Source organism: Paenibacillus gallinarum (assembly GCF_014836635.1).
In the GTDB taxonomy this organism is placed as follows: domain Bacteria; phylum Bacillota; class Bacilli; order Paenibacillales; family Paenibacillaceae; genus Paenibacillus; species Paenibacillus gallinarum.
This window is the reverse complement of record NZ_JACSQL010000003.1, coordinates 125,824-148,139: the sequence shown is the minus strand read 5'-3', so window position 1 is coordinate 148,139 and position 22,316 is coordinate 125,824. Positions and strand designations below refer to the sequence as shown.

The window sequence follows — 22,316 nt, the reverse complement described above, 5'->3', positions numbered from 1 at the left end:
ATCAGCAGCTAGATCATTACTTAACGGAGATATAAATATCGACTTGGCCATTCATTGGATCGACTGAACGCAGATCATACAACTCAAAATCAGACTGAAATGCCCGCTCGTTATATTTAGACCATTCCCATATCTCCTGCCAAGTCTCAACAACAACTTCTTGTACCGGACCTATACGCGTCGTAAACACAACATATTTGGACTCAGGAACTACCCATTCTTCTAATCCGGAAGGGACAGCTTGTCCTTCTATAATCTCTGTTCCCAGCGCAATGGTATAGGGACCGGTCTCATCTGATTCATACTTCGTATATAAGGCAATAATTGATGAATTTATTTTGTTTGGTATACGTTCTAGTACATTGTTTGCATAAAAATTAGACCAAAGTGAAGGAATTACCCCTTCTCCCTTTAATTCAGCTTGATTACTTGTCACCGCTCCCATACCCAAGAAACGAAATTCACGATGACGGATGACCTCATTCTTACTTAGTAGACTAGACATAAATATTAGCGCCTCCTAGATTACGGTCTGATAGGAAATTTATAGATCAAAAAATCCCTTTTCTCATTATAGAACAAATGTTCCCATAACACAAACATCAAATTTCCGTTCTTCATCTCTTCCCACATCGCTGAACACATCCCGTTATCTATTTCATTCGATACAAAATAACTCATTTTATTTTCCGAATAATCTCCGATATTCGGTTGGAGTCATCCCTTCATGTTCCAGAAACCGACGATTAAAATAACTGGCGCTTGGATATCCTGTTTCAGAAGCGATCTGACCGATTGTTCTTTCTGTATGTTCCAACAATGCTTGCTTCGCCATTTGAATACGGCACTGCGTTATAAAATCCATCGGCGTCATTTGCATCGCTTTTTTAAATAATTTACAAAAATAATGGACACTGACCCCTGCTTCTTCCGCCCAATGTTCCAATATGAACGGACTTGCAGCTTCTTTTTGAATTTTAGGCAGCAGTTTCGTAATTCGGTCCGTAGAACGTCCGGTTCTGCTCTTCGTATGCGCTTCTGCTTGGTGGACAAACTCTGTAATTACGGCATAGGTTAGTGTAGATAGAATGGTCGGGTTCAGCATTTTATGATTCTCCGCTTCGGTAAGCAGATCCAAATGCGCTTTCTTCCACCCTTCTGGCTGACGGAGCGTCCAGATCCGGTGATCCTGAAACCCACGTCCAAGCATATAGTCAGTTAAACTGCTACTTCCATAAAAATGGACCCATCTGATATCCCAAGGTTCACTTGTACTACTGTAGTACCTCTGTTCCTGTAAAGGAAAATACAAAAAGGCGTCACCTTCCTCAAGTTCGTATACAGCCCCCTCCATCTCCACATAACCTTTGCCAGCTGCTACAAAATGAATGTTAAAATTGTTAAGGGCCCCTTTCTCACGGGTTACCGAATGTTTGGGGGTATTGCTAAACATGCCGACAGACTCAGGGTAACAAAAAAATCGCTGATCCGTTATCGTAACTAAGTGACTTTGGCGTTCCATCGCTGGTCTCCCTTATAAAGACAATATTGTGTTAATAAACTGCAAAATATTATCATTTTAAATTTGAATAGAATTCAATACAATGACAATATCATGATAATAATATATCAGAAGGTAGGTAAAAACATGAATCAAACGTTACGTTGGGGCATTCTTGGAACAGCCAGTATTGCGAAAAGATCGGTAATTCCGGGAATTCGCGGGTCCATCAGAAATGAAGTTGTGGCAATAGCAAGCCGAAATCAAGAAAAAGCAGATGAGGCGGCAAAAGAGTTACATATCGAAAACGCTTTTGGAAGTTATGAAGCATTACTCGCCAGCGATGATATTGATGCAGTATATATCCCGCTACCGAATCATCTTCATCTTGAATGGACCTTACGTGCGGCAGAAGCCGGTAAACATATTTTATGCGAAAAGCCAATTGCACTGAATTCAGCGGAAGCTGAGAAAATGGTGGAGGCATGTCAGAAAGCTGGAGTTCATCTTGCTGAAGCATTCATGTATCGGCATCATCCTAGGTATCAAATGATTCAAGATGCTATTCAATCTGGAGAGATTGGAGAACTGCGCGGAATTCATGCGAACTTCACTTTTAATAGTGCCGCTAACACTGAAAATATTCGCTATCATAAAGATTGGGGCGGTGGTTCCCTCTACGATGTAGGCTGCTACCCGATCAGCGTAGCAAGACTTCTCATCGGTCAAGAACCGGAGGCGGTAACCGCGCAAGCATTGTTCTCAGAGAAGCATGGCGGAGTAGACATGATGACCTCGGGTTTCGTTGAATTCCCGAATTCCATTTCTCTCATCTTTGACTGCGGAATGTGGGCTGCTTTCCGGAATGAGATGGAAGTGCTCGGCACAGATGGCGTACTTAAAGTCCCTTCTGCTTTTGCGAGTGATCCAGACACCGATTCATCCTTCTCGATCACAGGAAAACTCGGTAATCGAGTGGTAGAAGTCCCCCGCGTAAATCATTATTCCTTAATGGCTGATGATTTTGCTGATGTTGTGCTGGATGGAAGCAAGCCTAAGTTTGATCCACAAGATGCTGTTCTTAACATGAAAGTATTAGAATCTGCCCTGCGCTCAGCCGAGCAACGGAAACGAATCGAACTATAAGGAGGAACAGTCCATGGAAAAAATAACGATTGAAGGTTCTCGTAAGCCTGTCTCTCGACTCATTAAAGGAACGGACTATTTCCGTCATGACAACTACGATCAGGTCGTAACCAACTTGAATGCTTTCCTTGCGATTGGTGGAAATACCATTGATACTGCTCATATTTATTGCGGAGGACAAAGTGAAGAAGTTATCGGCAGGTACCTGAAAGAAATGAATAATCGTGACGAGATCGTTATTTTTACCAAAGGTGCTCATCCAGATCGTACGGGAGCAAGAGTTCATAAAGCAGCAATCGACCACGACCTGTCTGTAAGTCTAGAACGGCTTGGGACAGATCATATTGAACTATACGGCCTGCACCGGGATGATCCCTCTGTTCCTGTTGAGCATATTATCGAAGCGCTCAACGAACATATCGAAGCGGGGCGGATCGGGGCTGCTGGTGCGTCAAATTGGACCTGGGAACGGATTCAGGAAGCGAATCACTATGCGAAGACAAATGGGCTGCAAGGATTTACCTTTAGCAGTCCTAATCTTAGTCTAGCCAAAGCCAAAGAACCTTTTTGGCACGGCTGTGTTTCCGTTGACGAAGCGACAAGCAAGTTCCATGAACAAACCCAGATCCCCGTTCTCTCTTGGTCTTCCCAAGCACGTGGATTTTTCACAGGTCGGTATACGCCTGAAATTACAGACAATGAAGATTTGGTGCGTGTGTTCTACAATGACGATAACTGGGAACGACTTCGCAGAGCCGAGGAGCTGGCTAAGAAAAAAGGAGTCACTACCATCCAGATTGCTCTTGCCTATGTACTGAGTCAAGCTTATCCAACCTGTGCCCTGATTGGTGCTCAGAATCCAGCAGAACTTGCGTCCTGCCAAAAAGGTGCTGAGATACAGCTTACACGAGATGAAGTAGAGTGGCTTGATCTTTCCGCGAACTCTATTCATCAATAAACTCGTCATCCATTGCATTTCATGACTGAGTACACTAAACTGAACAGTAAATTTGTTGAAACTGATATTTTTCTACGAATGCCAGCAATCATTAAAGGAGAGCTTTCGATGAAGACAGAAAAAGAAAAGATGCTCGCAGGAGAACTGTACTTAGCATGGGACGCTGAATTGACACAAGATCGTGAGCAGGCAAGACGTCTTACAAGGATCTATAATCAATCGACTGAAAATGATCCAGAACATCGGGCCGAAATTATGAAAAAACTGCTCGGAACCGTTGGTGAACATTTCTATATTGAACCTACATTCCGCTGTGACTACGGCTATAATATCCATGTAGGTGATCATTTCTATGCAAACTTCGACTGTGTCATTCTTGATGTATGCGAAGTAACCATAGGGAAATATTGCTTGCTTGGTCCAGGAGTTCATATTTATACAGCAACGCATCCGCTTGATCCGATTTCCAGATGTGACCGAGGTGAGGAATATGGCGCACCCGTCACGATTGGAGATAAAGTATGGATTGGGGGACGCGCCATCATTAACCCAGGCGTTACGATTGGTAACAATGTAGTTGTGGCTTCGGGTTCAGTTGTAACCAAAGATGTACCGGATAACGTAGTTGTTGGCGGAAATCCAGCACGAATTTTGAAAAAAATTGAGGTAAGTCAACAAGCGATCTAGAATCTGTATTTTACCTTGAATAAAATAGAACGACCAAAAGACCCTTCAATCCATTGAGGGGTCTTTTCTCATCTTACCTGAATAAGCAGGAATTACTTCTTCTCTTCGTTGCAGAATTCGAACAATACGTGCCCGGTTGTAACGTAAGGACAGAATGCAGGGTACATTGGCTGCTAATGCATACACCACCATCCCCCATGCTATAGCCGGCATATTCCATAAAAAGAACAACGGTACCGGCATAATGGATACATAATGACACCATTCTCCTCTATGGGCCTCTCTTTGGTATATGTGAAGATATGCAGTATCTCTTCGCTGGATCCGCTGCTTTCTGAAATCCTGTCCTATCCATACCGCTCCATCGGGCAATCTATTCTTCCATCGTTTAATATGCAGAACACGATCATAGAATGAAAGTTCTTTGCTAGAAGCCGTTAAACGCAGTCCATCAAACCACCGATCCGGCAAAACAGTGAACAAATAGGAAATGCTAAAATGAAGGATAAACCATGCCGCAATATTAGCCACTATCGTAATTGGTCCTGACCACTCCCATATTTGCACCTGCCTGCTCCTTTCACATATGAATCGTTTTCTTAGTTTAAGCTCCATCCCTACTATTCAAACACTAAAGCTCAATTTCACGATCTTTCCATTTCACTTTTTTCTTCACAAACGTCATTAAGATAGATCGAATAAACAAGACAAGAAAGAGTAATAGCGGTAATGGATAGAAACTCCACACCCACGAGCGGAAACTCCCTACTCTTCTGAGTAACACTGCTATTTCTAATGCATAGAGAACATATATGACTGTTCCAAATAGAAAGTCCTCATTATAGAAGCTATCTATCAAAAGAAAGAAGGACGAAATCATGCCCATGATCCAAAGGATTACTGGCAGTAGACGACGAAACCGAGTGGCAGCTGCACCGGATGCCATACTTTTACTCCACCCTCGCCATAAGGAGCTCCAACCCTCAGGATACATCCGAAAATACAAGACCGATATTCCTATATAATTTCGCACTTGATATCCTAATCTCGCAAAACATTTCCCAAGTGAATGATGATCAAGTATTTCTCCTTTTACCAGCTCGTGGCCTCCGCTTTCCTTATACGCATCTCTGCTACAGACAATACAAGGACCAAAAGCGCCTGTTCCATCTTTCCCACTGCCGATTGAGGCCGGGATAATGACATTAAAAAATGCGGACCACTGTTCATAAGGACGCATCATCTGATGATAAGGCTGAACAGACAAGAGCCCCTCTGTATAACGAGAAAGTAAGGTCTCGATTCCATTTGGATTCAAAGTGATATCTGCATCCAGAAATATAAAAATATCACCTTTCGCCACTTTAGCCCCTTTTGCACAGGCATGGTTTTTACCAAGCCAGCCCTGCGGCAGTTCACCTGGGTCCACTACCTTTGCTCCAAATGAGGCCGCTATTTCTGCTGTTCGATCTACAGAGCCGTCATCAACAACGATAACTTCAGCAGGCAAAGCGGTTTGTTCCTGTATTGAACGTAGTAACGAGATAAGGTTCCCCTCCTCGTTCCGAGCTGGAATAATAATACTCACAGAAGGGAGCTGATCGACTTTTCTCTTCTCCCCCCTATCCCTTTGATTATGTTTTGTTTGCTGAATCAGAGGCTTCATCCCACTTAACATAATCCAGCCGGAAATCCATCCTGCAATAATCCATACATAGGTCACTTATAAGACCTCTTTTCTTTGGATGAGTTGTAAACTTGGTTTAATCTCTCAAAAAAACGGAAAAGATGGAACTTGAAATCAAATATTAGCAACATTATGAACCTGAGCTGATGTCATTTATACAATTAACATGCATTTACAGCTTTTGTGTATTAATAACAATGAACCAGTTACATGGTGATATAGAAAGGGTGCAATCCTTATGAGTAAAAAAGTAGTAGTCATTGGTGGCGGTCTTGGCGGTCTATCCTGTGCCATGCGTCTAGCAGCAGACGGATATGATGTTGAGGTTCTTGAGAAGAATGAACGAGCCGGCGGTAAACTAAATATCCGTTCTGGAAAAGGCTATTCCTTTGACACCGGGCCCTCCATTCTAACCATGCCTTGGGTTCTTGAACAACTGTTCCAAAGTACAGGAAGAAGACTGGAAGACTATATGAAGCTTGTTCGCGTAGAACCGCAATGGAGAACTTTTTTCGAAGATGGCGTATCTATTGATGTTACAAGTGATCTACCGCAAATGATATCTAATATCGAGGATGTTTCTGAAGAAGATGCAAAAGGTTTTCTGAAATATTTACAGTACTGCCAGAAGCTTTATGATCTCAATAGAAGCAGCATTTACAGTAAGAGTTTATCAGGACTTGATGAGCTTCGTGCCATGCATACGGTAAAAGAATTGCTCGCAATGGACCCGCTTCGCACCATGTCTCAGAGTACTTCAAAATACGTAAAAGACAAACATTTGCGTCAACTATTTAATTTTTTCATTATGTATATCGGGTCCTCTCCCTATCACGCGCCTGCCGTACTTTCACAGCTTGTGTATGTTCAGCTCGGACTCGGGATCTATTATGTTGAAGGCGGAATGTATAATATCGCAAGAGGAATGCTGCGCGTTCTTGATGAACAAGGAGTTCCCGTAAGAACGAATGCAAAAGTCGCCCGTATTAATACCAAAGGTCAAACTGCAACAGGGGTAACACTCGAAGATGGCACAGTCATCGATGCGGATCTCGTTGTATCCAACCTAGAGGCTATCCCTACTTATTACTCCCTGCTGAAAGATCAGAATGGAGCGATCAGTACAGCGAAGAAATTAAACAAGTATGCACCAACCGTTTCTGGGCTTGTGTTGCTCCTTGGTGTGGACAAAACTTATGAGCAGCTACTACATCACAATTTCTTCTTCTCAAATAATCCCGAAAAAGAATTCCATGACATATTTAACAAAGGAATTCCGTCTGATGATCCAACCGTATATATTGGTGTGTCCAGTAAATCGGATGCGTCGCAGGCTCCGTCAGGCAAGGAAAATTTATTTGTTTTAACTCATGTTCCGCCGCTTAAATCGGGCAAGAGCTGGCAGGCTTATAAAGAAGAGTACCGTGAACTGGTGCTGAACAAACTGGAACGAATGGGACTTACGGGTATACGTGATCATATTGAATATGAGTACACTTTTATTCCAGATGACCTTCAAAATTTATACGGATCAAACGGCGGTTCGATCTATGGTGTAGCCACAGACCGTAAAATGAACGGCGGATTTAAAATACCAAGTCAAAGTGAGCTAATGAACAACCTTTACTTCGTTGGAGGTTCTACACATCCAGGAGGCGGAGTACCCATGGTAACCCTCTCTGGGCAGCTGACTGCCGATCTAATCAAAGAGAAAGAAAACACCAAGAAAGCCGTGAAACCCCTCAAAGTGAAAAAGTCAGTATAAACAGATCACCTATCCGATATCAAAGTGCATGGTTCTATGAAAATTAGGATCATGTGCTTTTTTTGCATGTCTAAGAAAAGTTCCTGAATCTTAAAAAATGGGGATGTGCGGAGCATTCTTTGATCAACCTGCATATGGTGTGAGATAAATATACCTGAAGCGGAGGCCACTGAATGAATAAGGACCCCATTTTAAAATCACCGAACCTTAATCTAAGCGCGGATTCAAACAAGACAATCAACTACAAGCGAGATGCAAATAATTATATTACACAAGTTTTTGAGGAGCAGCTCCCCGCTATCAAGACTGGTTTTTTCAATGTCCATATGAATAAAGGGTTTATTGTACAGCCACACTGGCATACCAATGTAAATGAACTCGTCTTTGTGATCAGTGGTGAAGTTGTAACTTCCGTATTTGACCCCTATACTCAGAAACTCAAATCCTATCGGATAAAGCCCGGCCAAGTATCCATGTTGCCGCTCGGTTGGTTTCACTGGATTGTAGCTATGAAAGACGACACTCATTTTCTTACCATCTTTGATGAAGCAACGCCGGATATTGTATACGGTTCAGACTTCCTACGTTTTACTCCAAAAGAAATTATGAGTCTTGCTTATTGTGTTGATGAAGAAAAATATGCCGCTGCCGTCGCACCTATACAGGAATCTATCATTTTAGGGCCACCGCTCGGATGTAAGAAACGAAATGACTCTACAGAGCCATCATCTGAAACCAGGACTCCACCGCATCCCTCGCATCCATATTCTCTTCCGCAAAGTCCGATCCCGTCTCCTCAAGGATATTCTTCAGACGGCTATGGCTGGAACCAGGCCCATCCTTTTAATTACTACTATCCGCAGGAAAATTATCGTCCTCATAAAACATACTGATTTTGGAAACCCCACCGCTCTGATGTATTATTTATAAGGGCGGGGGAGTTCCTACATAGCAGAGATATACCAGTAGGGGATGATAATGAAGATGAATCAGAATAAATATGATGATCCATCTTGCATGGATATTTCTCAGCGTATGCTGGGACAAGCCCATACGATGACGAACGATTCAGCGATCCAATACGAGCAAGTTACCATAAGATGCAGAAGGATCATACAGTGGGACCTAAAAAAGATGCCGCCTGCAAAATGCAGACAGCATCTCCTTCAAGTTACCTAGCTTTTCTTGTAATGCCCTTTACAAAGGGTTGAGTTTAGAGTTTAGAGTTTAGAGTCTAGAGTTTAGAATTCAAAAGCAGTCTTTTTTTTCATTCTACGAATATTTACATAATGCGGGTCGTCATCCGGTTGTTGCTTCGCTCTCTGCAGGTTTGAAGGTGTAACCGTTAATAGGTCTTGTGAGACCTAGGTTGTCACGCAGCGTGTTACCTTCATATTTCGTACGGAATAAACCTCGCCGCTGCAGCTCAGGTACGACCAGATCAACAAAGTCCTCCAGTCCTCCTGGTAAATATGGCGGCATGATATTAAAACCGTCTGCTGCACCGTTCTCAAACCATTCTTGCAGCTGATCAGAAATGGACTCTGGCGTCCCGAGAATTTCACGATGTCCGCGTGCCCCCGCGATATGTTGATACAACTTCCGAATGCTCAGTCCCTCACGGTCTGCCAAACTTTTCAACAATTGGAACCGACTCTTCCCCCCGTTTATTTGTTCAAGCTCAGGTAACTCGGGCAGCGGACCATCCACAGGGTATGGACTTAGATCAAAGCTAATGAGCCCAGATAACAGGGCAACACCCGCCTCCACAGGAATAAGTTCCTCAAAACGTGCTTTTTTCTCCTGAGCTTCTTCCTCTGTTCTTCCAATGATAGGGAATACACCCGGCATTATTTTGAGATCAGATGGTCTTCTACCATATCTGGAAAGGCGACCTTTCACATCACTATAAAAAGTCTGTGCCTCTTCTAATGTCTGCCAAGCCGTGAAAATGACTTCGGCTGTACGTGCAGCAAGTTCCTTACCAGGTTCTGAAGCTCCCGCTTGGATGATGACAGGATGTCCTTGAGGTGGACGTGCCACATTTAGCGGTCCTTGAACAGAGAACCATTTACCCTCATGATCCGTCCTGTGAATCTTTGTCCGATCCGCAAACTTTGCCTCTTCCTTATTTGCAACCAGGGCATCATCCTCCCAGCTATCCCATAGCTGCTTGACCACATCAACGAATTCCTCAGCACGTTCGTATCGCAGTTCATGCAGAAGGTGTTTCTCACGACTAAAATTGCGAGCCTCAGCCTCTGTATTAGAGGTAACCACATTCCATGCCGATCGTCCGCCGCTGATATAATCCAGTGAAGCAAATTTACGGGCGACATGAAAGGGTTCATTGTATGTGGTTGAAACCGTGGCAGCAAGGCCAATATTCTCTGTATCTGCAGCAAGGGCAGATAACAGCGTCAGCGGCTCAAGCCGTACCTGAACCGTTTGCTCCAGCGCAAGCGGGAATCGCTCATGCACTGCATATCCATCTGCGAGGAAAACCATATCAAATTTACCCCGCTCCGCCGTTTTTGCCACTTGTCTGTAAAATCCATAATCGAGTACTCCTCTAGCGTTGCTATCTTCGTATCTCCATGATGCCACATGATGCCCGGGAATCATCATAAATGCGCCAAGGTGCATTTTGTCTGTACGTGCCATATTACTTCCTCCTCTTAATATAAAATGAATTTAGAATTAAGTTGTCTTCCAACCAGAGAAGCGTCTTTCAAGTAGCACAAGCCCCTGATTAATGGCAAGCCCTAGTGCGGAGATCGTTAGAATACCGGCATACATCTCAGGAATTTGAAAATTGTACTGAGTGTAATTAATCAAATAACCAAGCCCTGCTTTGGCACCTACCATTTCAGCTGCAATAAGTACGAGAATCGAGGAAGCCCCTGCAAGCCGAATACCGGTAAAGATCGAAGGCAATGTAGCTGGCAAAATAACTTTGATGAATAACTTGATGGGGGCGAGTCCAAGCGAACGAGCCGATTTAACAAGTAACGGATCGACATTTCTCACCCCATTTACGGTATTTAGAAGAATAGGCCAGGTACATGCGAATAACACAATTGAAATCTTCGATGTTTCTCCAATTCCAAGGATCAGAATAAAGACCGGTAACAAAGCAAGTGCCGCTGTATTACGGAACAGCTCTAACACTGGACTTAAAATGACGGCAACCGGCTTGTAATAACCGATCACGAGTCCAATAGGAATAGAAAATAGGATAGCTAACAACAGCCCGCTAATACTGTGTACGATGCTTGCCTGAAAGTTCTCAAGCAGTGCACCGGATAGAACAAGTTCCCACCATGCCGCAAGAACTTTGGATAATGGCGGTAAGAAGGTCGCATCTACCAGAGCAAGCCTTGGGGCGAGCTCCCATACGAAAGCAAGCGCAACGATGGCAACAGAACCTCTGATGCTGTTAAATACAGCCGTCTTCACTCGAGTCGAAGTATCCTGGATATTGGGCTTCCTACTTCTTACCTCGGTCCTCAATGTACCTGCCTCGCTACCTGTAACCACTTCCACAGGTGCAGCAGGATGCGCTGCACGCACAACAATCGATTTGTTCATGCTCATACACAGCAACACCTTTCATATTTTTGTTTTATTGTAAGTTAACTGCTACTTAACTTTTGCCTTATCGCTCTCTACCGAAGTTCCATTGCTACGGTCAAAAGCTTGTGATCGCTGTACTTCCTCTCTAAGCTCGCTCCAAATCTCGTGCCGGAGCTTGCCAAATTCGGCCCCTGAACGTATATCTTCTTCCTCTGTACGAGAACCAAGTGGAATATCAATAACTCGCTTGATTCTTCCCGGTCTAGCTGTCATCACAGCCACTCGTTGCCCCAGATATACTGCTTCATCAATGCCGTGCGTAATAAAAATAATGGTCTTGCCTGTCTGTTCCCATATCCGTAGCAATTCGTCTTGTAACGATTCCCTGGTCTGAGCATCCAGTGCTGCAAAAGGTTCATCCATTAGTAGCATCTCGGGATCAAAGGCAAGACTACGAGCAATGGCTACTCGCTGCTTCATCCCACCAGAAAGTTCATGTGGATAACGATTTTCAAATCCAGACAAGCCAACTAGGGATAGATAATGACGTGCTCGTTCCTTCCTTTCCTTCGCGCGAATTCCTTTCGCTTCAAGTCCAAACTCAATATTGGCTTCGGCGGTGCGCCATGGAAATAATGCATACTGTTGAAACACAATACCTCGGTCCAGTCCAGGACCTGTTATCGGCTTTCCATCCAACAAAATCTGACCAGAAGTAGGCTTAGACAATCCAGCAAGTAAATCAAGCAAGGTAGACTTTCCACAACCACTTGGACCTACGATTGCCATAAATTCTCCTGGATGTACCTCCAAGTTAATGCGATCTACCGCAGTGAATTCCGAGACTCCCTTACCTTCTCGAACGGAAAAACGTTTGGTTACATCCTCAAAGCTAATTTTGGAATTAGAATTCGTTCTTCCGTTGTTAGATGCAATATTATGATTATCTTCACTCATCGCTGCGATGCTCCTTTCTTTATGGCTGCTGTTTTATTTTTTTATCATCGTCCTTAAAAGGATTGAACTCGTTTGTAAATAAATCATCAAATTTTACGTTTCCAGCTTTATCATCGCCACTGCTCTCTAGCCATTTTCTCCAAATTTCAAACTCCTCTTCACGGATTGTACCTCCTTTACCTGCAATACCTGATGATTTCCAGTACTGCAGATTGGCCCCATCCTCCTGTCGGCCGCGTTTGTTAATGATATCTTTATACCGATTGATGACCGTCTCTCTCGGCTGAGTTCGAGCCCATTCAATAGCTTTCGCCGTTGCCTCTACAAATTTACTTACGGTGTTTGGATTTTCTTTAATAAATTGCTTCGTAAAAACAATCGTGCCAGCGCTTTGAGTTCCGAACAACTCGTAATCGCTGAACAGCTGACGAATCCCGCCCCGATCTAGAGCCCGGTCCCTTAGAATTCCGCCCAAGACTGCCACATCAATCTGATTAGCACGCAGGGATTGTTCCGTATTTACTGGAGGTAGGGCGACAAGCGTCACCTGCTTGATTTCTTCCTCTGTCAATCCTCCCCTAAGCAAATATTCTTTCAGTACAAATTCCGCATGTGCGCCGAGTGTATTCATTCCTACCTTCTTGCCGATCAGGTCTTTAGCGCTTTTGATTGGACTTCCCTCCAGTACGTAATATCCGTTGAAGGTTAACTCATCCATGCCGTAATAGCTAATTACCGACTTAATCGGTGCACCTGCAGAGATGAGTTTAATTATCGCTCCATTAAAAGCTCCTCCAAAATCAGATTGCCCTGTAGCTGCTGTTTGAATATCCTGCGGTCCACTGGTCGTATTGCCAATCCATTTGAGTTTAATAGGAGCCAAATATCCGAGATCCTCTGCAAGCTCGGGATAGGTAACAGCTCCCGTTGAGCCTTGATAACGCAGTTCGAGTGTTTCGATTCCTCCCTCTTTATCAGAGGATTCAGAAGCATCTTTACTCTCATTGGTGCAACCTGCTGTCAGCAGTGCCGCCGATATCACCGCGATGAGGACATGAGACGCCCTGCCTCTCATTCGTTTTCTCTTTTCTCCTCTTCGAGTGGTTGAATAACCTCTGCTTTCTAACTGAACCATCTCCCGGCCTCCCTTGTCATTCTATCTTTTACACTTTGATCCTAAGGTTTTGTCTACTTGATACAACAAAAAAAGACGCAAGCGGCAGAATATATCCCTTTCTGCTGCAGTGCGTCTCCGGTAAAACCGGTCAACCTTACAATTCCCATATATTTACTGTGATTTATGATTTGAATCATAACAGAGTCTTCTTATTTCGTCAACAAGTTGTTTCCTTTTTATTTTTTATTACTAGGGGGTTTTGTTATTCTTTAGATTTCTGCCTATAGGTAGCAATTATAGCCATTCTGGGGACTATCCAAATGGAGAAGGCCGTCGTTGCTATAGCCAGTGAAATTCCATAAATTCCTGTCTGGACACTGAGACCAAAGGCTGCGGATAACAGAAAAGCTGGGAAACTATATAATGTACGAACCGCCAGAACAGCCGCTGACTGATGTTGGACTTCCGTATATGGTAGTACTTTCAGATAATCAGAATTTGAAAAAATGTGCCATCTTATAAATAACCAATAAGCAATCATAAATAGAATAAGCACAAACACGATACATTTGATGTATATAGGAGGAAGCCAGATTGCCGGTATTCCAATGAACGAAATCTGCATGTACATAAGCAGAGTTTCTTTCTTTCTTAAAAAAGCCTTGATTCCGGCATTGGCTAGTCTTTTCTCCGGTTGCCCCTTATATAATCGCTGTGATTTGGTGAACAGCCACGTTTTACTGGTGCTTTTTGTAGGTTTCTCCGTAGCTTGCGACAATAATTTCCCCGTAAGCCCCATCTTGGTTGTATTATCTTCTTCGACATCTCTCATAAAGGTCCCAGTCATACGGATCCTTCTTCGTACTAGCCATAGAAGTAGGGCGGCCAGCAGGGTGATAAGGGGGATTCCAGCTACAGATAATAAGAAGGCATGGTTTAGTGTCGATATAATGATTAGTAAAATCGCCGCTACATCAGGGAGTAGTGATCGAAACTTTCCTTTCCATCCACTATTGCTCACACTAACGATTCTTCCCGCTAAACCACTTACACATGACAATACTGCGATATAAATAAAAAATATGATCCAATCCTCAAGAAAAAATTCAAAATTCCTCACCATAAAAGGAAGGACGAGTACGGACAATAAACATCCTTTACCTATGTTCATTAAAGAACTTACGAGCACACCACGAAACATAATTTTCTTCATCCACGTCTGTTGTTGCCTGAGAAACAACACATCCGCATCTTCTAAAAAGAGCAACAACTTACCTGAGAATAAGAACCAGATCAAGATAGCAAACAAAGAAAGGGGAATCGACTCTGACCAAACGGGAAGTGGGTCTGTCCAGAAGTCAATATAAATACCTCCTCCAATCAACAAACCGGGTATGAGGATATATAGCATCACGATCCAGTCTACAACTGTAGCGAGTGCCTTTCTTTGCTGTTCGATATAGGTACGAAACCTACGACAAAATATCATTTGCGGTGTTATCTGCACCATGACATCACTCTCCTCCCTCTTCCTGCTCATGCTAAAAGAGTGAAACAGTCAAATAGTGAAGCATTCGGCTGCCCGGCAGCCAACCTTATATCTTCAAGGGTACCTCTGGAAGCAATCTTTCCCTTTGACATCAGTATAAAAGAATCACATATCCGCTCTGCGGTATCCAGCACATGCGTACACATGAGAATGCCTGCACCACGTTTTCTTTCCCTATCAAGCAGCTCAAGAAAATCCTTAGTAGCCCTTGGATCCAGCCCGATAAAAGGTTCATCTACGATATACACATCAGGTCTCGATAAGAATCCAATCATTAACATCATCTTCTGTTTCATCCCTTTGGAAAAACCTCCAGGTAGTTTGTCTCTTACTGCTGTCATGTCGAACTGTTCCAGCAGCAAATTAGCCTGTATCTCAAATTGCTGATCTTCCATACCAAAAGCAGCAGCGGCAAGATCTAAATGTTCCCAAAGTGTTAAATCTTCATAGTAAACTGGACTTTCTGGTACATATGCATATCTCGGCGGATCACCTGAGATCGTTACACTCGCTTTGCATTCTTTGAGTAAGCCTAGAATGGCTTTAATAGTCGTACTTTTTCCAGCCCCATTAGGGCCAATAAGACCGAGCAGTTCTCCTGGCATAACTTCAAATTCAATATCCTGAATGGTAGCTGATCCCGTTTCGTATCCCGCTTCCTCAATATGTACTTTCAAAACAGCCTCTTGCTGTGCTGAATAGGTAGACATAGGCATCATTCACTGCTCCTTTTGCAGATTTACTCATTAAAAAATAGTACGTATGAGCAAGCATATCGTTGCATCAGATAATTAAACATAGTCTGCCGGATACCCACCGATGATTGGATCAAAAGACCTTTAAAAAAAGCACTAAAAAAGGATGACTGCCAGCAGTGGCAATCATCCCGTAACATACAATCAAAAATTATTATTTAGTTAAGATGTACACGAAGGACGGTTTCAGACATAGCTGTTACGGAACCCGCATTTTCCAAAGGCTCCACACTCTTAATTGCATCCACTCCGTCAGGAATTAGAACAGGCGTAATCACAGGGTAACCTGCTGCTTCGATTGCTTTGATATCGAACTCAATTAGAAGTTGACCTGCTTTTACTTCATCACCCGTACTTACATGAGCTTTAAATCCCTCTCCTTTGAGAGATACGGTGTTAACACCAATATGAATGAGAACTTGCGCTCCTGAAGCGTGCTCTAAAATAACAGCATGTTTACTTTTTTCAATTAAATGAGCAACTTTACCGTCAAAAGGAGCTACCACTTTTCCTTCGGTTGGTTCAATTGCAATTCCCTCTCCCATTGCTTTTTGTGCAAATGCCGGATCGGGAACCTGTTCTAAAGGAACGACCTTACCTGTCAAAGGTGCCATCACTTCAAGAAGTTCGAGTTTTGCCTGTGTCTTGCCTTTTAACCATTTAAACATACAATCTCCTCCAGTGTATCTATCCAAGTCTATTTATATTGTGCAATATTATTATATACTACTATGCTTTTTCTTGCATTTATAACGAATAGTAGAGCCGTTCACCTTATACTATATGCAGGATCCTATTCACCCAGCGGTTCATACTTTATTTCGTCAGCTTGATATTTATGATCTTTATATTGATACGTCACGATGAGATCCCCAGCGGGAGATGTATTTGTATAGTTCGCACTTGCTCGCATCATTAGTTTCCCGTCAGTTACCATGTATCTCTCCCATGCGCCAAAACCAAGACCGTCATTCAAACTCATTTCGCTCGCATACGGATCTTTAATCACTTGAGTGATTGGCTCTTTGTACCCTTTGATCTGAAGGCTAATCTGTATTTGATTCTTATCTGCCTTAATCGTAGATTTTTCTATATTTTCTTCTATTATCTTTTTAAGCGAATCGACCTTTTCCTCTTTCAGGGTTACTGGATTCCATACTTTAATTTCTTGATTGAATAGTCCCGTACCATACCCCAGCGTGTTCACGACAATAATTTCTTTGTGGCCGTCTCCAGAAATGTCTTCCGTAATCAATTCAGGTTTATAATTCCATCCCCACATTCCTTTCCAATCGGGAAAGGAGTAGGTTTTTCCTGAGACTTTTAGCTTCATCCCTTCGATATAATCATATTTCCCTATTTTCATGGGAAGCAGAGTAATATTTGGCTCTCCCTCAGGATGCATTTTATAGTAATTGGCTGTAGTGAACGTTGCTGCAACATCGTCCTCGGATAAGGTTACTTTTGCTCCGGACATCTCTGCCAATAAAGTGGCTGGGACAAAGATATTGCCATTGCGCAGTTCAGCTTGTGTTTTAAGTCGAACCGGGTTAGCGCTTGTCTGAACTATCTTTTCTCCAGCGGTGATTATATACTTTTTCCCTTGTGATTTGACCTCTGCTCTTTTATGGACGTTGTCCCAGGTTAGCTCCACTTTCGCTAATTCATGGATCATTCTTAAAGGAAGAATATATACATCATTCTGAATTGCAGCTTTAGATCCGTAGGAAGAACTTTTATCATCTATGGAAACCTCTTTTTGCATTTCTCTTGCATCTGCCAATGATGCGGTAGCATAAGAGCCAGCAACAACCGAGAAGATAAATAAACCAGATACAATATGATTCCAACATTTTTTCATAAGAAGAACCCTTCTTTCTAATCCCATTGTATTCTTTCTATACATTAAACACTTAGGAAGATAAATAGTTGGAATTCACCCGTTTTTTTGAAGTATGTTCATCATTTTGTAACCAACTTCATACTACACATGGGAAAAATTTAAATATAATAGGAGCTTGGGTAGAGTGTGTTCTCACTGTCAGAATGGAGGTTAATCTTGATGGAACTTGCTCAACTATCCTATTTTATTAAAGTTGCCGAACTGGAACATGTGACCCGTGCAGCTGAAGAATTACATATGGCACAGCCCGCATTAACCAAAGCAATTCGTCAGCTGGAAAAAGAATTGAATACCCCTTTGTTTGATCGACTGGGAAAATATATACGTCTAAATGAGAACGGAAGAATTTTTTTGAAATATGCGACAGAAGCTTTACAGCTGCTGGAGGAAGGTAAAAAACAGTTGCAAGATACAACCGATGGCAAAAAAGGTTCTGTTCAGCTGGCAATAGACGTACATACTCAAGATGTTCCAGAACTTATTATGAAGTTTAAGGAGAACTTTCCGGAGTTTAATGTAGCGATTGTGCCCTATGTGGAGGGAAGCTATCATCATGACCTGTGCTTGACTAGTATGCCGATCTTACCGCAAACCATGGAAAGGGTTTGTTTGTACAATGAGGAACTCCTTCTAGCCCTGCCGGATTCTCACCCGCTTGCCAGCTTAGAGACGATTCATCTGCAAGCGGTTAGGCACGAATCTTTTATTATGGCCCCTGCTTCTAGCAGTCTACGTGTCATTACCGACCGTTGTTTCGCAATGGCTGGCATACAGCCCTCTATCGCACTAGAGAGCGAAGATCCGATCCTTGTAGAACGTATGGTTGCTGCAGGACAGTTACTTGCGATCGTCCCTTCCAAATCATGGACATCGTCTGCTTACTCGGGTATCGTGCTGCGCCGTATTGTGAATGCCGGCAGTTCAAGAACGGTATCGCTATGCTGGATGAAAGGACATTATTTATCTTGTGCTGCGGAGAGGTTTAAAGAACTAGCTATACAATATTATAAAGAAAAACCCACAGTTTCGGTCTAAGACCTTCCACTGAGGGTTTTGTTCTAGGATTTTGAGATTCCAAGTAGAACCGCAGAAATAATAATAAGGATAATTCCGATGGAAATAAAAACGAGTTGTCGTTTTGTCTTATGTTCTTTTAATATAAAGATCCCGCCTAGTGTAGCTACTACTACACTCATTTGAGAAAGGGTAAAACTTGTAGCCACCCCGACCTTATCTTGCGAAATAAACAAGAACATATTCCCCGCTGCCCAAATTAGGCCCGGTAAAATATTTTTAAGTGCATAAGTGTTAAATGGTTTGTGTTTTGCCGTAAGGACTACACCACCAATCACCATCCCGATCCCCTGCGGAAGCAGTACATCCCAACCATCTACTCCAAATAAACGAACGATAACCACATAGACAAGATAACCAAAGGTAGATACAAGTAATATAAAAATACCTTTTTTTAAGTTTCCTTTACCGTCGTCTTTTTCGTTCTTTCCTTTAATGGATGTAAAAATGACCCCGGTAACAATAAGTACGAGTGCAATGATTCCTAACGTGACCGATTTCCCTGAATTCCATTCGTTAAAGATAAAGGCCCCGAATAACGTTGTCGCCACCAGCTGCATACCGGTAGATATAGGCAATGTTTTGGAGACACCCATCACATCAATTGTTTTCAGCTGTCCCCCTTGTCCCAGAACCCAGAAGAACCCGGAAATGAGACCAATGATTATTGTCTTCATATCCAGATGAACCGGATCATATATGTATAATCCTATTGAAAATAGCAACGCACCTAACGTAGTTCCAAGCGTTTGGGTGTAGGGTCCTCCCCCAATTTTGACATTAACCAGAACAAGACTCCCCCAGAAAATAGCGGGTAAGAGTGCGTAAAAAATATCCATGCTTCAATCCTTCTCTCTCTATAAATATCGAAGACATGTCATTACAATCCATAAAAATATATGTAATTATGAATATATAGACATACTCAATATTATGTAAACAAATTTATTGATTTTGAATTAAAAAATAGAGAGTTTTTTTAATTCCATTTATCACCAATGAATTTTCAAAAAAAAAGAAAACCGCATTTTCTAATAATAAGAAAATGTAGTCTTTCTTTTGCTTACGATATACTTACAAGATTCATGCTCACAATAACAAAACAGATCATCATTAACGTAACAGAAGATAAGACTCCCGACATGGATCCTTTTCCGAGTCTAATTTGTATAACAACCATCGCTGCCATCATAATCGCAAGATAAAAAGCTCCAACTGCTCCAAGCAAAAGATTCCAGCTACCAATAAAGAGCAAGATAGCCCCCAGCATTTCTAAGATTCCCATCACATAACTAAACCACTTCGGTAAGCCGAAACTTGTATATTTGGCGGCCACCTCTTTGGACATAAACTTACTCATCCCTAGCAACAAAAACGCGATGCCTGTTCCCACCTGTAGCACTGTTGTCATTGTAGATCTCCTTTGCGTTCATAATGATGTAGGAGTAGTATCCATGGGCTTTAATCAAGTTATGCGATGGAACATCTAATATGTATAGAAGGAACTCGGAAAATCCCGAAATTCCTTCTCTCAATTACAAAACTTCCCATCGGTGCTGATTCTTTTCTAATTTTGGATGCGTAAATTTAGGATCATCAATGAGAATCAATCTAATCTTAGTGATCCAGTCATCAAAAAAAGGATAAGAAGCAAAACAGTTCGCATATTCGCTTGACAGCATCAGAAAAAAAGGACCTTTGTACTTCTCGGTTACATGTCGTAGTGCCGCTTCCATTGGCGTATATTTTTTTCTTTTGCCTTCCCAATTCTCCACGGTAATCATGCTATCATTCTGTTCTCTTTTCCATTCATGCAAACGGTCTTCTCTCTTGTAAAATGGAAGCACTGGGTGATTCGTCATCCGTTTTACTGTCGCTTCATGAAGTGGATAGAGAATGAACTTTGTGAATTTACGTTCCTTTACTGTATGGTATGCCTCAGATAACTGTATATCTGTTATTTTCTCAAAATCATCATAATAGATCAGTGATCCTTTATACATTTCCTTCGGCGGTTCATAACCAAAAGGTACTGCGTGTACTTCTCTTGCCATTAATCATTTCTCCCTTCTATCTCTATTTACTATCCGTTCTAATAAGTAACCATTCTATAAGTATGGATCACCGCTCTGCATATTACTCGTATCTTTATCTTGTCCTTGGTGTACCGCACCATATGCATTAGCCAAGCGAAACAAAAGCCGAATCAATAAGAACATGAAAAACACGTATAAGATTGCAAATATCGTCATAACAACTTCCCATTCTTGTTCCAAATTGATAATAAAAGGATAGAAAAATTGCTGAAGTACAAGTAAACCAATGAATGCTTTGCGTCTAGTTATGAATGCCTCTTCCAGCGATGGATCACTCATTTGTTGCCATATCGATAATTGCCCAAGTGAAGTAAACAGCAGTATGATCATCAGTAAATCGACTAAGGAGAACACCTGCCCATAGACAATGGAGGACAGAGATATGTCCGGGGACCATAGCCCCACATTTTTATTCGGAAACCAATCGGTTATAAAAGATTCGATTAAAAAAAGTAACGTAATCCATTTCACTTTCTGAAATAGAGCAGACTCCGCTTCTAAGGAAGAAAGCGAGTATAAAATGAGTATATACCCTAACAAGTCATTAAAAATATCAAACCCCATGATATTAATATCCAATATAAGCAAGGTAAATCCCCATGCCAATCGGCGAAGTGCTTTTTCACTGATGTGCTGAATTGAGAGGTTGGTCATTTCACTGCACCCCCATCTCGCACAATCTTTTTAATTTCATCCGATGAATAATAAAAATGGTTGCTTGTCAGAAGATCGTAAACGATTTTGGAACCGTCTGGCAATCTAAAATGAACTAAAATTCCTACGGAATAAGAGATAAACCCATCTTTCGCGAGTCTCGGTTCTATAGACGCATACTGAAAATGGATGCTATCGCCTTTTTTAATTTGTTTAGGGTATGTAACTTGATCATATGGTTTGCCATACACACGAAGCTGGAATAAATCTTTTAGTTTATCGGTATGACTTAATTCAATTTTCTCAAGTACTGCATCTGAGTTCATCTCAAACACTTCATATCCCGAACCGTCAGAAGAAGATCCCCCGTGAATCAAGGCTAAATCCTGAGATTTCTCTGGATTGGCACGGAAGATAAGTTCACCGATCGGAACCTGTTCCGAGGTGCCATCATCATAATTTACAGTTATGGTGTTTACGATGAGTTCATTACTTTGATCAGGCAAATACTCCAGATCTTTTTCGGTAAATTTAAAATGCATTTGGTAGGACAACTGATATTTATAACGTCCTCTTTCATTTTTTGAATATGATTCTTTATTGAATTCTTCGATCAAGATAGACTGCACTTTCTTCCCCGGTCCTTTGTTCTCCATAAAATCAATTTCCATCAAGTTTGTTCCATTGAAAATCGTTGTCGTCAAATAGTGAGTAGGAAAAACCGGTTTTTTAAGTTGCATACGGTTGTAATACCCAATGTTTCCCGCCCATAAGATTAGCAAAATAAATAATAACCCTAATCCTATAAATGTAGTCTTACGCTTCTTTGATGAATGGATCAGTTCTTTGTACTTCAATCGTGTTCTTCCTTCCTTCTCGTCGCATAATATT

24 protein-coding genes are annotated in these 22,316 nt (G+C 42.0%); 7 read left to right on the top strand and 17 right to left on the bottom strand.

Going from position 1 to position 22,316, the window contains the following annotated elements; translation table 11 throughout:
• Nucleotides 1–16: 16 nt before the first annotated feature.
• Together H9647_RS09875 and H9647_RS09870 are read right to left on the bottom strand one after the other, a co-directional pair.
• Complete coding sequence (locus H9647_RS09875; protein WP_191799606.1) at nt 17–505, bottom strand: GyrI-like domain-containing protein; 489 nt, start codon at nt 503–505, stop codon at nt 17–19.
• Between the two features lie 177 nt (nt 506–682).
• On the bottom strand, nt 683–1,522 hold the full coding sequence (locus tag H9647_RS09870; RefSeq protein WP_191799605.1) for a helix-turn-helix transcriptional regulator: 840 nt from the start codon (nt 1,520–1,522) through the stop codon (nt 683–685).
• Nucleotides 1,523–1,648: 126 nt separating this feature from the next.
• On the opposite strand from H9647_RS09870, the gene H9647_RS09865 reads away from it, so the two are divergent.
• From H9647_RS09865 to H9647_RS09855, 3 genes are all read left to right on the top strand, one after another.
• Nucleotides 1,649–2,647: a Gfo/Idh/MocA family protein gene (locus tag H9647_RS09865; RefSeq protein WP_191799604.1), complete on the top strand. Its 999-nt coding sequence runs from the start codon at nt 1,649–1,651 to the stop codon at nt 2,645–2,647.
• A gap of 13 nt (nt 2,648–2,660) precedes the next feature.
• Nucleotides 2,661–3,605: an aldo/keto reductase gene (locus tag H9647_RS09860; protein WP_191799603.1), complete on the top strand. Its 945-nt coding sequence runs from the start codon at nt 2,661–2,663 to the stop codon at nt 3,603–3,605.
• Nucleotides 3,606–3,713: 108 nt separating this feature from the next.
• A complete protein-coding gene (locus tag H9647_RS09855) occupies nt 3,714–4,292 on the top strand; it encodes a sugar O-acetyltransferase (protein WP_191799602.1) in 579 nt (192 codons plus the stop codon).
• A 45-nt stretch (nt 4,293–4,337) separates the two neighbouring features.
• Here H9647_RS09855 and H9647_RS09850 read toward each other — a convergent pair whose 3' ends face one another.
• Together H9647_RS09850 and H9647_RS09845 are read right to left on the bottom strand one after the other, a co-directional pair.
• On the bottom strand, nt 4,338–4,907 hold the full coding sequence (locus H9647_RS09850) for a glycosyl-4,4'-diaponeurosporenoate acyltransferase CrtO family protein (RefSeq protein ID WP_191799601.1): 570 nt from the start codon (nt 4,905–4,907) through the stop codon (nt 4,338–4,340).
• A gap of 16 nt (nt 4,908–4,923) precedes the next feature.
• The gene (locus H9647_RS09845; RefSeq protein ID WP_191799600.1) at nt 4,924–6,015 is read right to left on the bottom strand and encodes a glycosyltransferase; all 1,092 of its coding nucleotides are present in this window, start codon (nt 6,013–6,015) and stop codon (nt 4,924–4,926) included.
• A gap of 202 nt (nt 6,016–6,217) precedes the next feature.
• Here H9647_RS09845 and H9647_RS09840 point away from each other — a divergent pair, with 202 nt between their 5' ends.
• From H9647_RS09840 to H9647_RS09830, 3 genes are all read left to right on the top strand, one after another.
• On the top strand, nt 6,218–7,744 hold the full coding sequence (locus H9647_RS09840) for a phytoene desaturase family protein (RefSeq protein ID WP_191799599.1): 1,527 nt from the start codon (nt 6,218–6,220) through the stop codon (nt 7,742–7,744).
• Between the two features lie 173 nt (nt 7,745–7,917).
• The gene (locus tag H9647_RS09835) at nt 7,918–8,637 is read left to right on the top strand and encodes a cupin domain-containing protein (RefSeq protein WP_191799598.1); all 720 of its coding nucleotides are present in this window, start codon (nt 7,918–7,920) and stop codon (nt 8,635–8,637) included.
• Between the two features lie 91 nt (nt 8,638–8,728).
• A complete protein-coding gene (locus H9647_RS09830; protein ID WP_191799597.1) occupies nt 8,729–8,923 on the top strand; it encodes a hypothetical protein in 195 nt (64 codons plus the stop codon).
• Between the two features lie 120 nt (nt 8,924–9,043).
• Here the strand turns inward: H9647_RS09830 and H9647_RS09825 are convergent, their stop codons facing one another.
• From H9647_RS09825 to H9647_RS09790, 8 genes are all read right to left on the bottom strand, one after another.
• On the bottom strand, nt 9,044–10,408 hold the full coding sequence (locus H9647_RS09825) for an LLM class flavin-dependent oxidoreductase (RefSeq protein WP_191799596.1): 1,365 nt from the start codon (nt 10,406–10,408) through the stop codon (nt 9,044–9,046).
• Nucleotides 10,409–10,444: 36 nt separating this feature from the next.
• Nucleotides 10,445–11,341 (bottom strand): ABC transporter permease, encoded by an 897-nt coding sequence (locus H9647_RS09820; RefSeq protein ID WP_225229203.1) that lies wholly within the window; start codon nt 11,339–11,341, stop codon nt 10,445–10,447.
• Between the two features lie 45 nt (nt 11,342–11,386).
• Nucleotides 11,387–12,277, bottom strand: coding sequence for an ABC transporter ATP-binding protein (locus H9647_RS09815; RefSeq protein WP_191799595.1), 891 nt, complete (start codon nt 12,275–12,277; stop codon nt 11,387–11,389).
• Between the two features lie 19 nt (nt 12,278–12,296).
• Nucleotides 12,297–13,412, bottom strand: a complete 1,116-nt coding sequence (locus H9647_RS09810) for an ABC transporter substrate-binding protein (protein ID WP_191799594.1) — start codon at nt 13,410–13,412, stop codon at nt 12,297–12,299.
• 244 nt (nt 13,413–13,656) lie between these two features.
• Entirely contained in the window at nt 13,657–14,904 is a 1,248-nt protein-coding gene (locus H9647_RS09805; protein ID WP_191799593.1) for an ABC transporter permease, read from the bottom strand.
• A 26-nt stretch (nt 14,905–14,930) separates the two neighbouring features.
• Nucleotides 14,931–15,662 carry an ABC transporter ATP-binding protein gene (locus H9647_RS09800; protein WP_404822612.1) on the bottom strand — a complete coding sequence of 244 codons (732 nt, stop codon included), beginning with the start codon at nt 15,660–15,662 and terminating at the stop codon, nt 14,931–14,933.
• Between the two features lie 194 nt (nt 15,663–15,856).
• On the bottom strand, nt 15,857–16,366 hold the full coding sequence (locus H9647_RS09795) for a PTS sugar transporter subunit IIA (protein WP_191799592.1): 510 nt from the start codon (nt 16,364–16,366) through the stop codon (nt 15,857–15,859).
• Between the two features lie 125 nt (nt 16,367–16,491).
• On the bottom strand, nt 16,492–17,559 hold the full coding sequence (locus tag H9647_RS09790) for a stalk domain-containing protein (RefSeq protein WP_191799591.1): 1,068 nt from the start codon (nt 17,557–17,559) through the stop codon (nt 16,492–16,494).
• A gap of 201 nt (nt 17,560–17,760) precedes the next feature.
• Between H9647_RS09790 and H9647_RS09785 the strand changes: the two genes are divergently transcribed.
• Nucleotides 17,761–18,636, top strand: a complete 876-nt coding sequence (locus H9647_RS09785) for a LysR family transcriptional regulator (protein WP_191799590.1) — start codon at nt 17,761–17,763, stop codon at nt 18,634–18,636.
• 23 nt (nt 18,637–18,659) lie between these two features.
• Here the strand turns inward: H9647_RS09785 and H9647_RS09780 are convergent, their stop codons facing one another.
• From H9647_RS09780 to H9647_RS09760, 5 genes are all read right to left on the bottom strand, one after another.
• Entirely contained in the window at nt 18,660–19,514 is an 855-nt protein-coding gene (locus tag H9647_RS09780; protein WP_191799589.1) for a RhaT/GlcU family sugar-proton symporter, read from the bottom strand.
• A 224-nt stretch (nt 19,515–19,738) separates the two neighbouring features.
• Complete coding sequence (locus H9647_RS09775) at nt 19,739–20,086, bottom strand: DoxX family protein (protein ID WP_191799588.1); 348 nt, start codon at nt 20,084–20,086, stop codon at nt 19,739–19,741.
• 124 nt (nt 20,087–20,210) lie between these two features.
• A complete protein-coding gene (locus H9647_RS09770; RefSeq protein WP_191799587.1) occupies nt 20,211–20,729 on the bottom strand; it encodes a hypothetical protein in 519 nt (172 codons plus the stop codon).
• Nucleotides 20,730–20,783: 54 nt separating this feature from the next.
• Complete coding sequence (locus tag H9647_RS09765) at nt 20,784–21,425, bottom strand: hypothetical protein (protein WP_191799586.1); 642 nt, start codon at nt 21,423–21,425, stop codon at nt 20,784–20,786.
• Nucleotides 21,422–22,282 carry a hypothetical protein gene (locus H9647_RS09760; RefSeq protein WP_191799585.1) on the bottom strand — a complete coding sequence of 287 codons (861 nt, stop codon included), beginning with the start codon at nt 22,280–22,282 and terminating at the stop codon, nt 21,422–21,424. The genes H9647_RS09765 and H9647_RS09760 overlap by 4 nt, the downstream gene beginning before the upstream one ends.
• Nucleotides 22,283–22,316: the final 34 nt, after the last annotated feature.

What these genes read in the sequence shown, in the direction of transcription:
- H9647_RS09875 (WP_191799606.1), bottom strand. Translation starts at nt 505, where the DNA reads ATGTCTAGTCTACTAAGTAAGAATGAGGTCATCCGTCATCGTGAATTT.
- H9647_RS09870 (WP_191799605.1), bottom strand. Translation starts at nt 1,522, where the DNA reads ATGGAACGCCAAAGTCACTTAGTTACGATAACGGATCAGCGATTTTTT.
- H9647_RS09865 (WP_191799604.1), top strand. Translation starts at nt 1,649, where the DNA reads ATGAATCAAACGTTACGTTGGGGCATTCTTGGAACAGCCAGTATTGCG.
- H9647_RS09860 (WP_191799603.1), top strand. Translation starts at nt 2,661, where the DNA reads ATGGAAAAAATAACGATTGAAGGTTCTCGTAAGCCTGTCTCTCGACTC.
- H9647_RS09855 (WP_191799602.1), top strand. Translation starts at nt 3,714, where the DNA reads ATGAAGACAGAAAAAGAAAAGATGCTCGCAGGAGAACTGTACTTAGCA.
- H9647_RS09850 (WP_191799601.1), bottom strand. Translation starts at nt 4,907, where the DNA reads ATGGAGCTTAAACTAAGAAAACGATTCATATGTGAAAGGAGCAGGCAG.
- H9647_RS09840 (WP_191799599.1), top strand. Translation starts at nt 6,218, where the DNA reads ATGAGTAAAAAAGTAGTAGTCATTGGTGGCGGTCTTGGCGGTCTATCC.
- H9647_RS09835 (WP_191799598.1), top strand. Translation starts at nt 7,918, where the DNA reads ATGAATAAGGACCCCATTTTAAAATCACCGAACCTTAATCTAAGCGCG.
- H9647_RS09830 (WP_191799597.1), top strand. Translation starts at nt 8,729, where the DNA reads ATGAATCAGAATAAATATGATGATCCATCTTGCATGGATATTTCTCAG.
- H9647_RS09825 (WP_191799596.1), bottom strand. Translation starts at nt 10,408, where the DNA reads ATGGCACGTACAGACAAAATGCACCTTGGCGCATTTATGATGATTCCC.
- H9647_RS09820 (WP_225229203.1), bottom strand. Translation starts at nt 11,341, where the DNA reads ATGAGCATGAACAAATCGATTGTTGTGCGTGCAGCGCATCCTGCTGCA.
- H9647_RS09815 (WP_191799595.1), bottom strand. Translation starts at nt 12,277, where the DNA reads ATGAGTGAAGATAATCATAATATTGCATCTAACAACGGAAGAACGAAT.
- H9647_RS09810 (WP_191799594.1), bottom strand. Translation starts at nt 13,412, where the DNA reads ATGGTTCAGTTAGAAAGCAGAGGTTATTCAACCACTCGAAGAGGAGAA.
- H9647_RS09805 (WP_191799593.1), bottom strand. Translation starts at nt 14,904, where the DNA reads ATGGTGCAGATAACACCGCAAATGATATTTTGTCGTAGGTTTCGTACC.
- H9647_RS09800 (WP_404822612.1), bottom strand. Translation starts at nt 15,662, where the DNA reads ATGATGCCTATGTCTACCTATTCAGCACAGCAAGAGGCTGTTTTGAAA.
- H9647_RS09795 (WP_191799592.1), bottom strand. Translation starts at nt 16,366, where the DNA reads ATGTTTAAATGGTTAAAAGGCAAGACACAGGCAAAACTCGAACTTCTT.
- H9647_RS09790 (WP_191799591.1), bottom strand. Translation starts at nt 17,559, where the DNA reads ATGAAAAAATGTTGGAATCATATTGTATCTGGTTTATTTATCTTCTCG.
- H9647_RS09785 (WP_191799590.1), top strand. Translation starts at nt 17,761, where the DNA reads ATGGAACTTGCTCAACTATCCTATTTTATTAAAGTTGCCGAACTGGAA.
- H9647_RS09780 (WP_191799589.1), bottom strand. Translation starts at nt 19,514, where the DNA reads ATGGATATTTTTTACGCACTCTTACCCGCTATTTTCTGGGGGAGTCTT.
- H9647_RS09775 (WP_191799588.1), bottom strand. Translation starts at nt 20,086, where the DNA reads ATGACAACAGTGCTACAGGTGGGAACAGGCATCGCGTTTTTGTTGCTA.
- H9647_RS09770 (WP_191799587.1), bottom strand. Translation starts at nt 20,729, where the DNA reads ATGGCAAGAGAAGTACACGCAGTACCTTTTGGTTATGAACCGCCGAAG.
- H9647_RS09765 (WP_191799586.1), bottom strand. Translation starts at nt 21,425, where the DNA reads ATGACCAACCTCTCAATTCAGCACATCAGTGAAAAAGCACTTCGCCGA.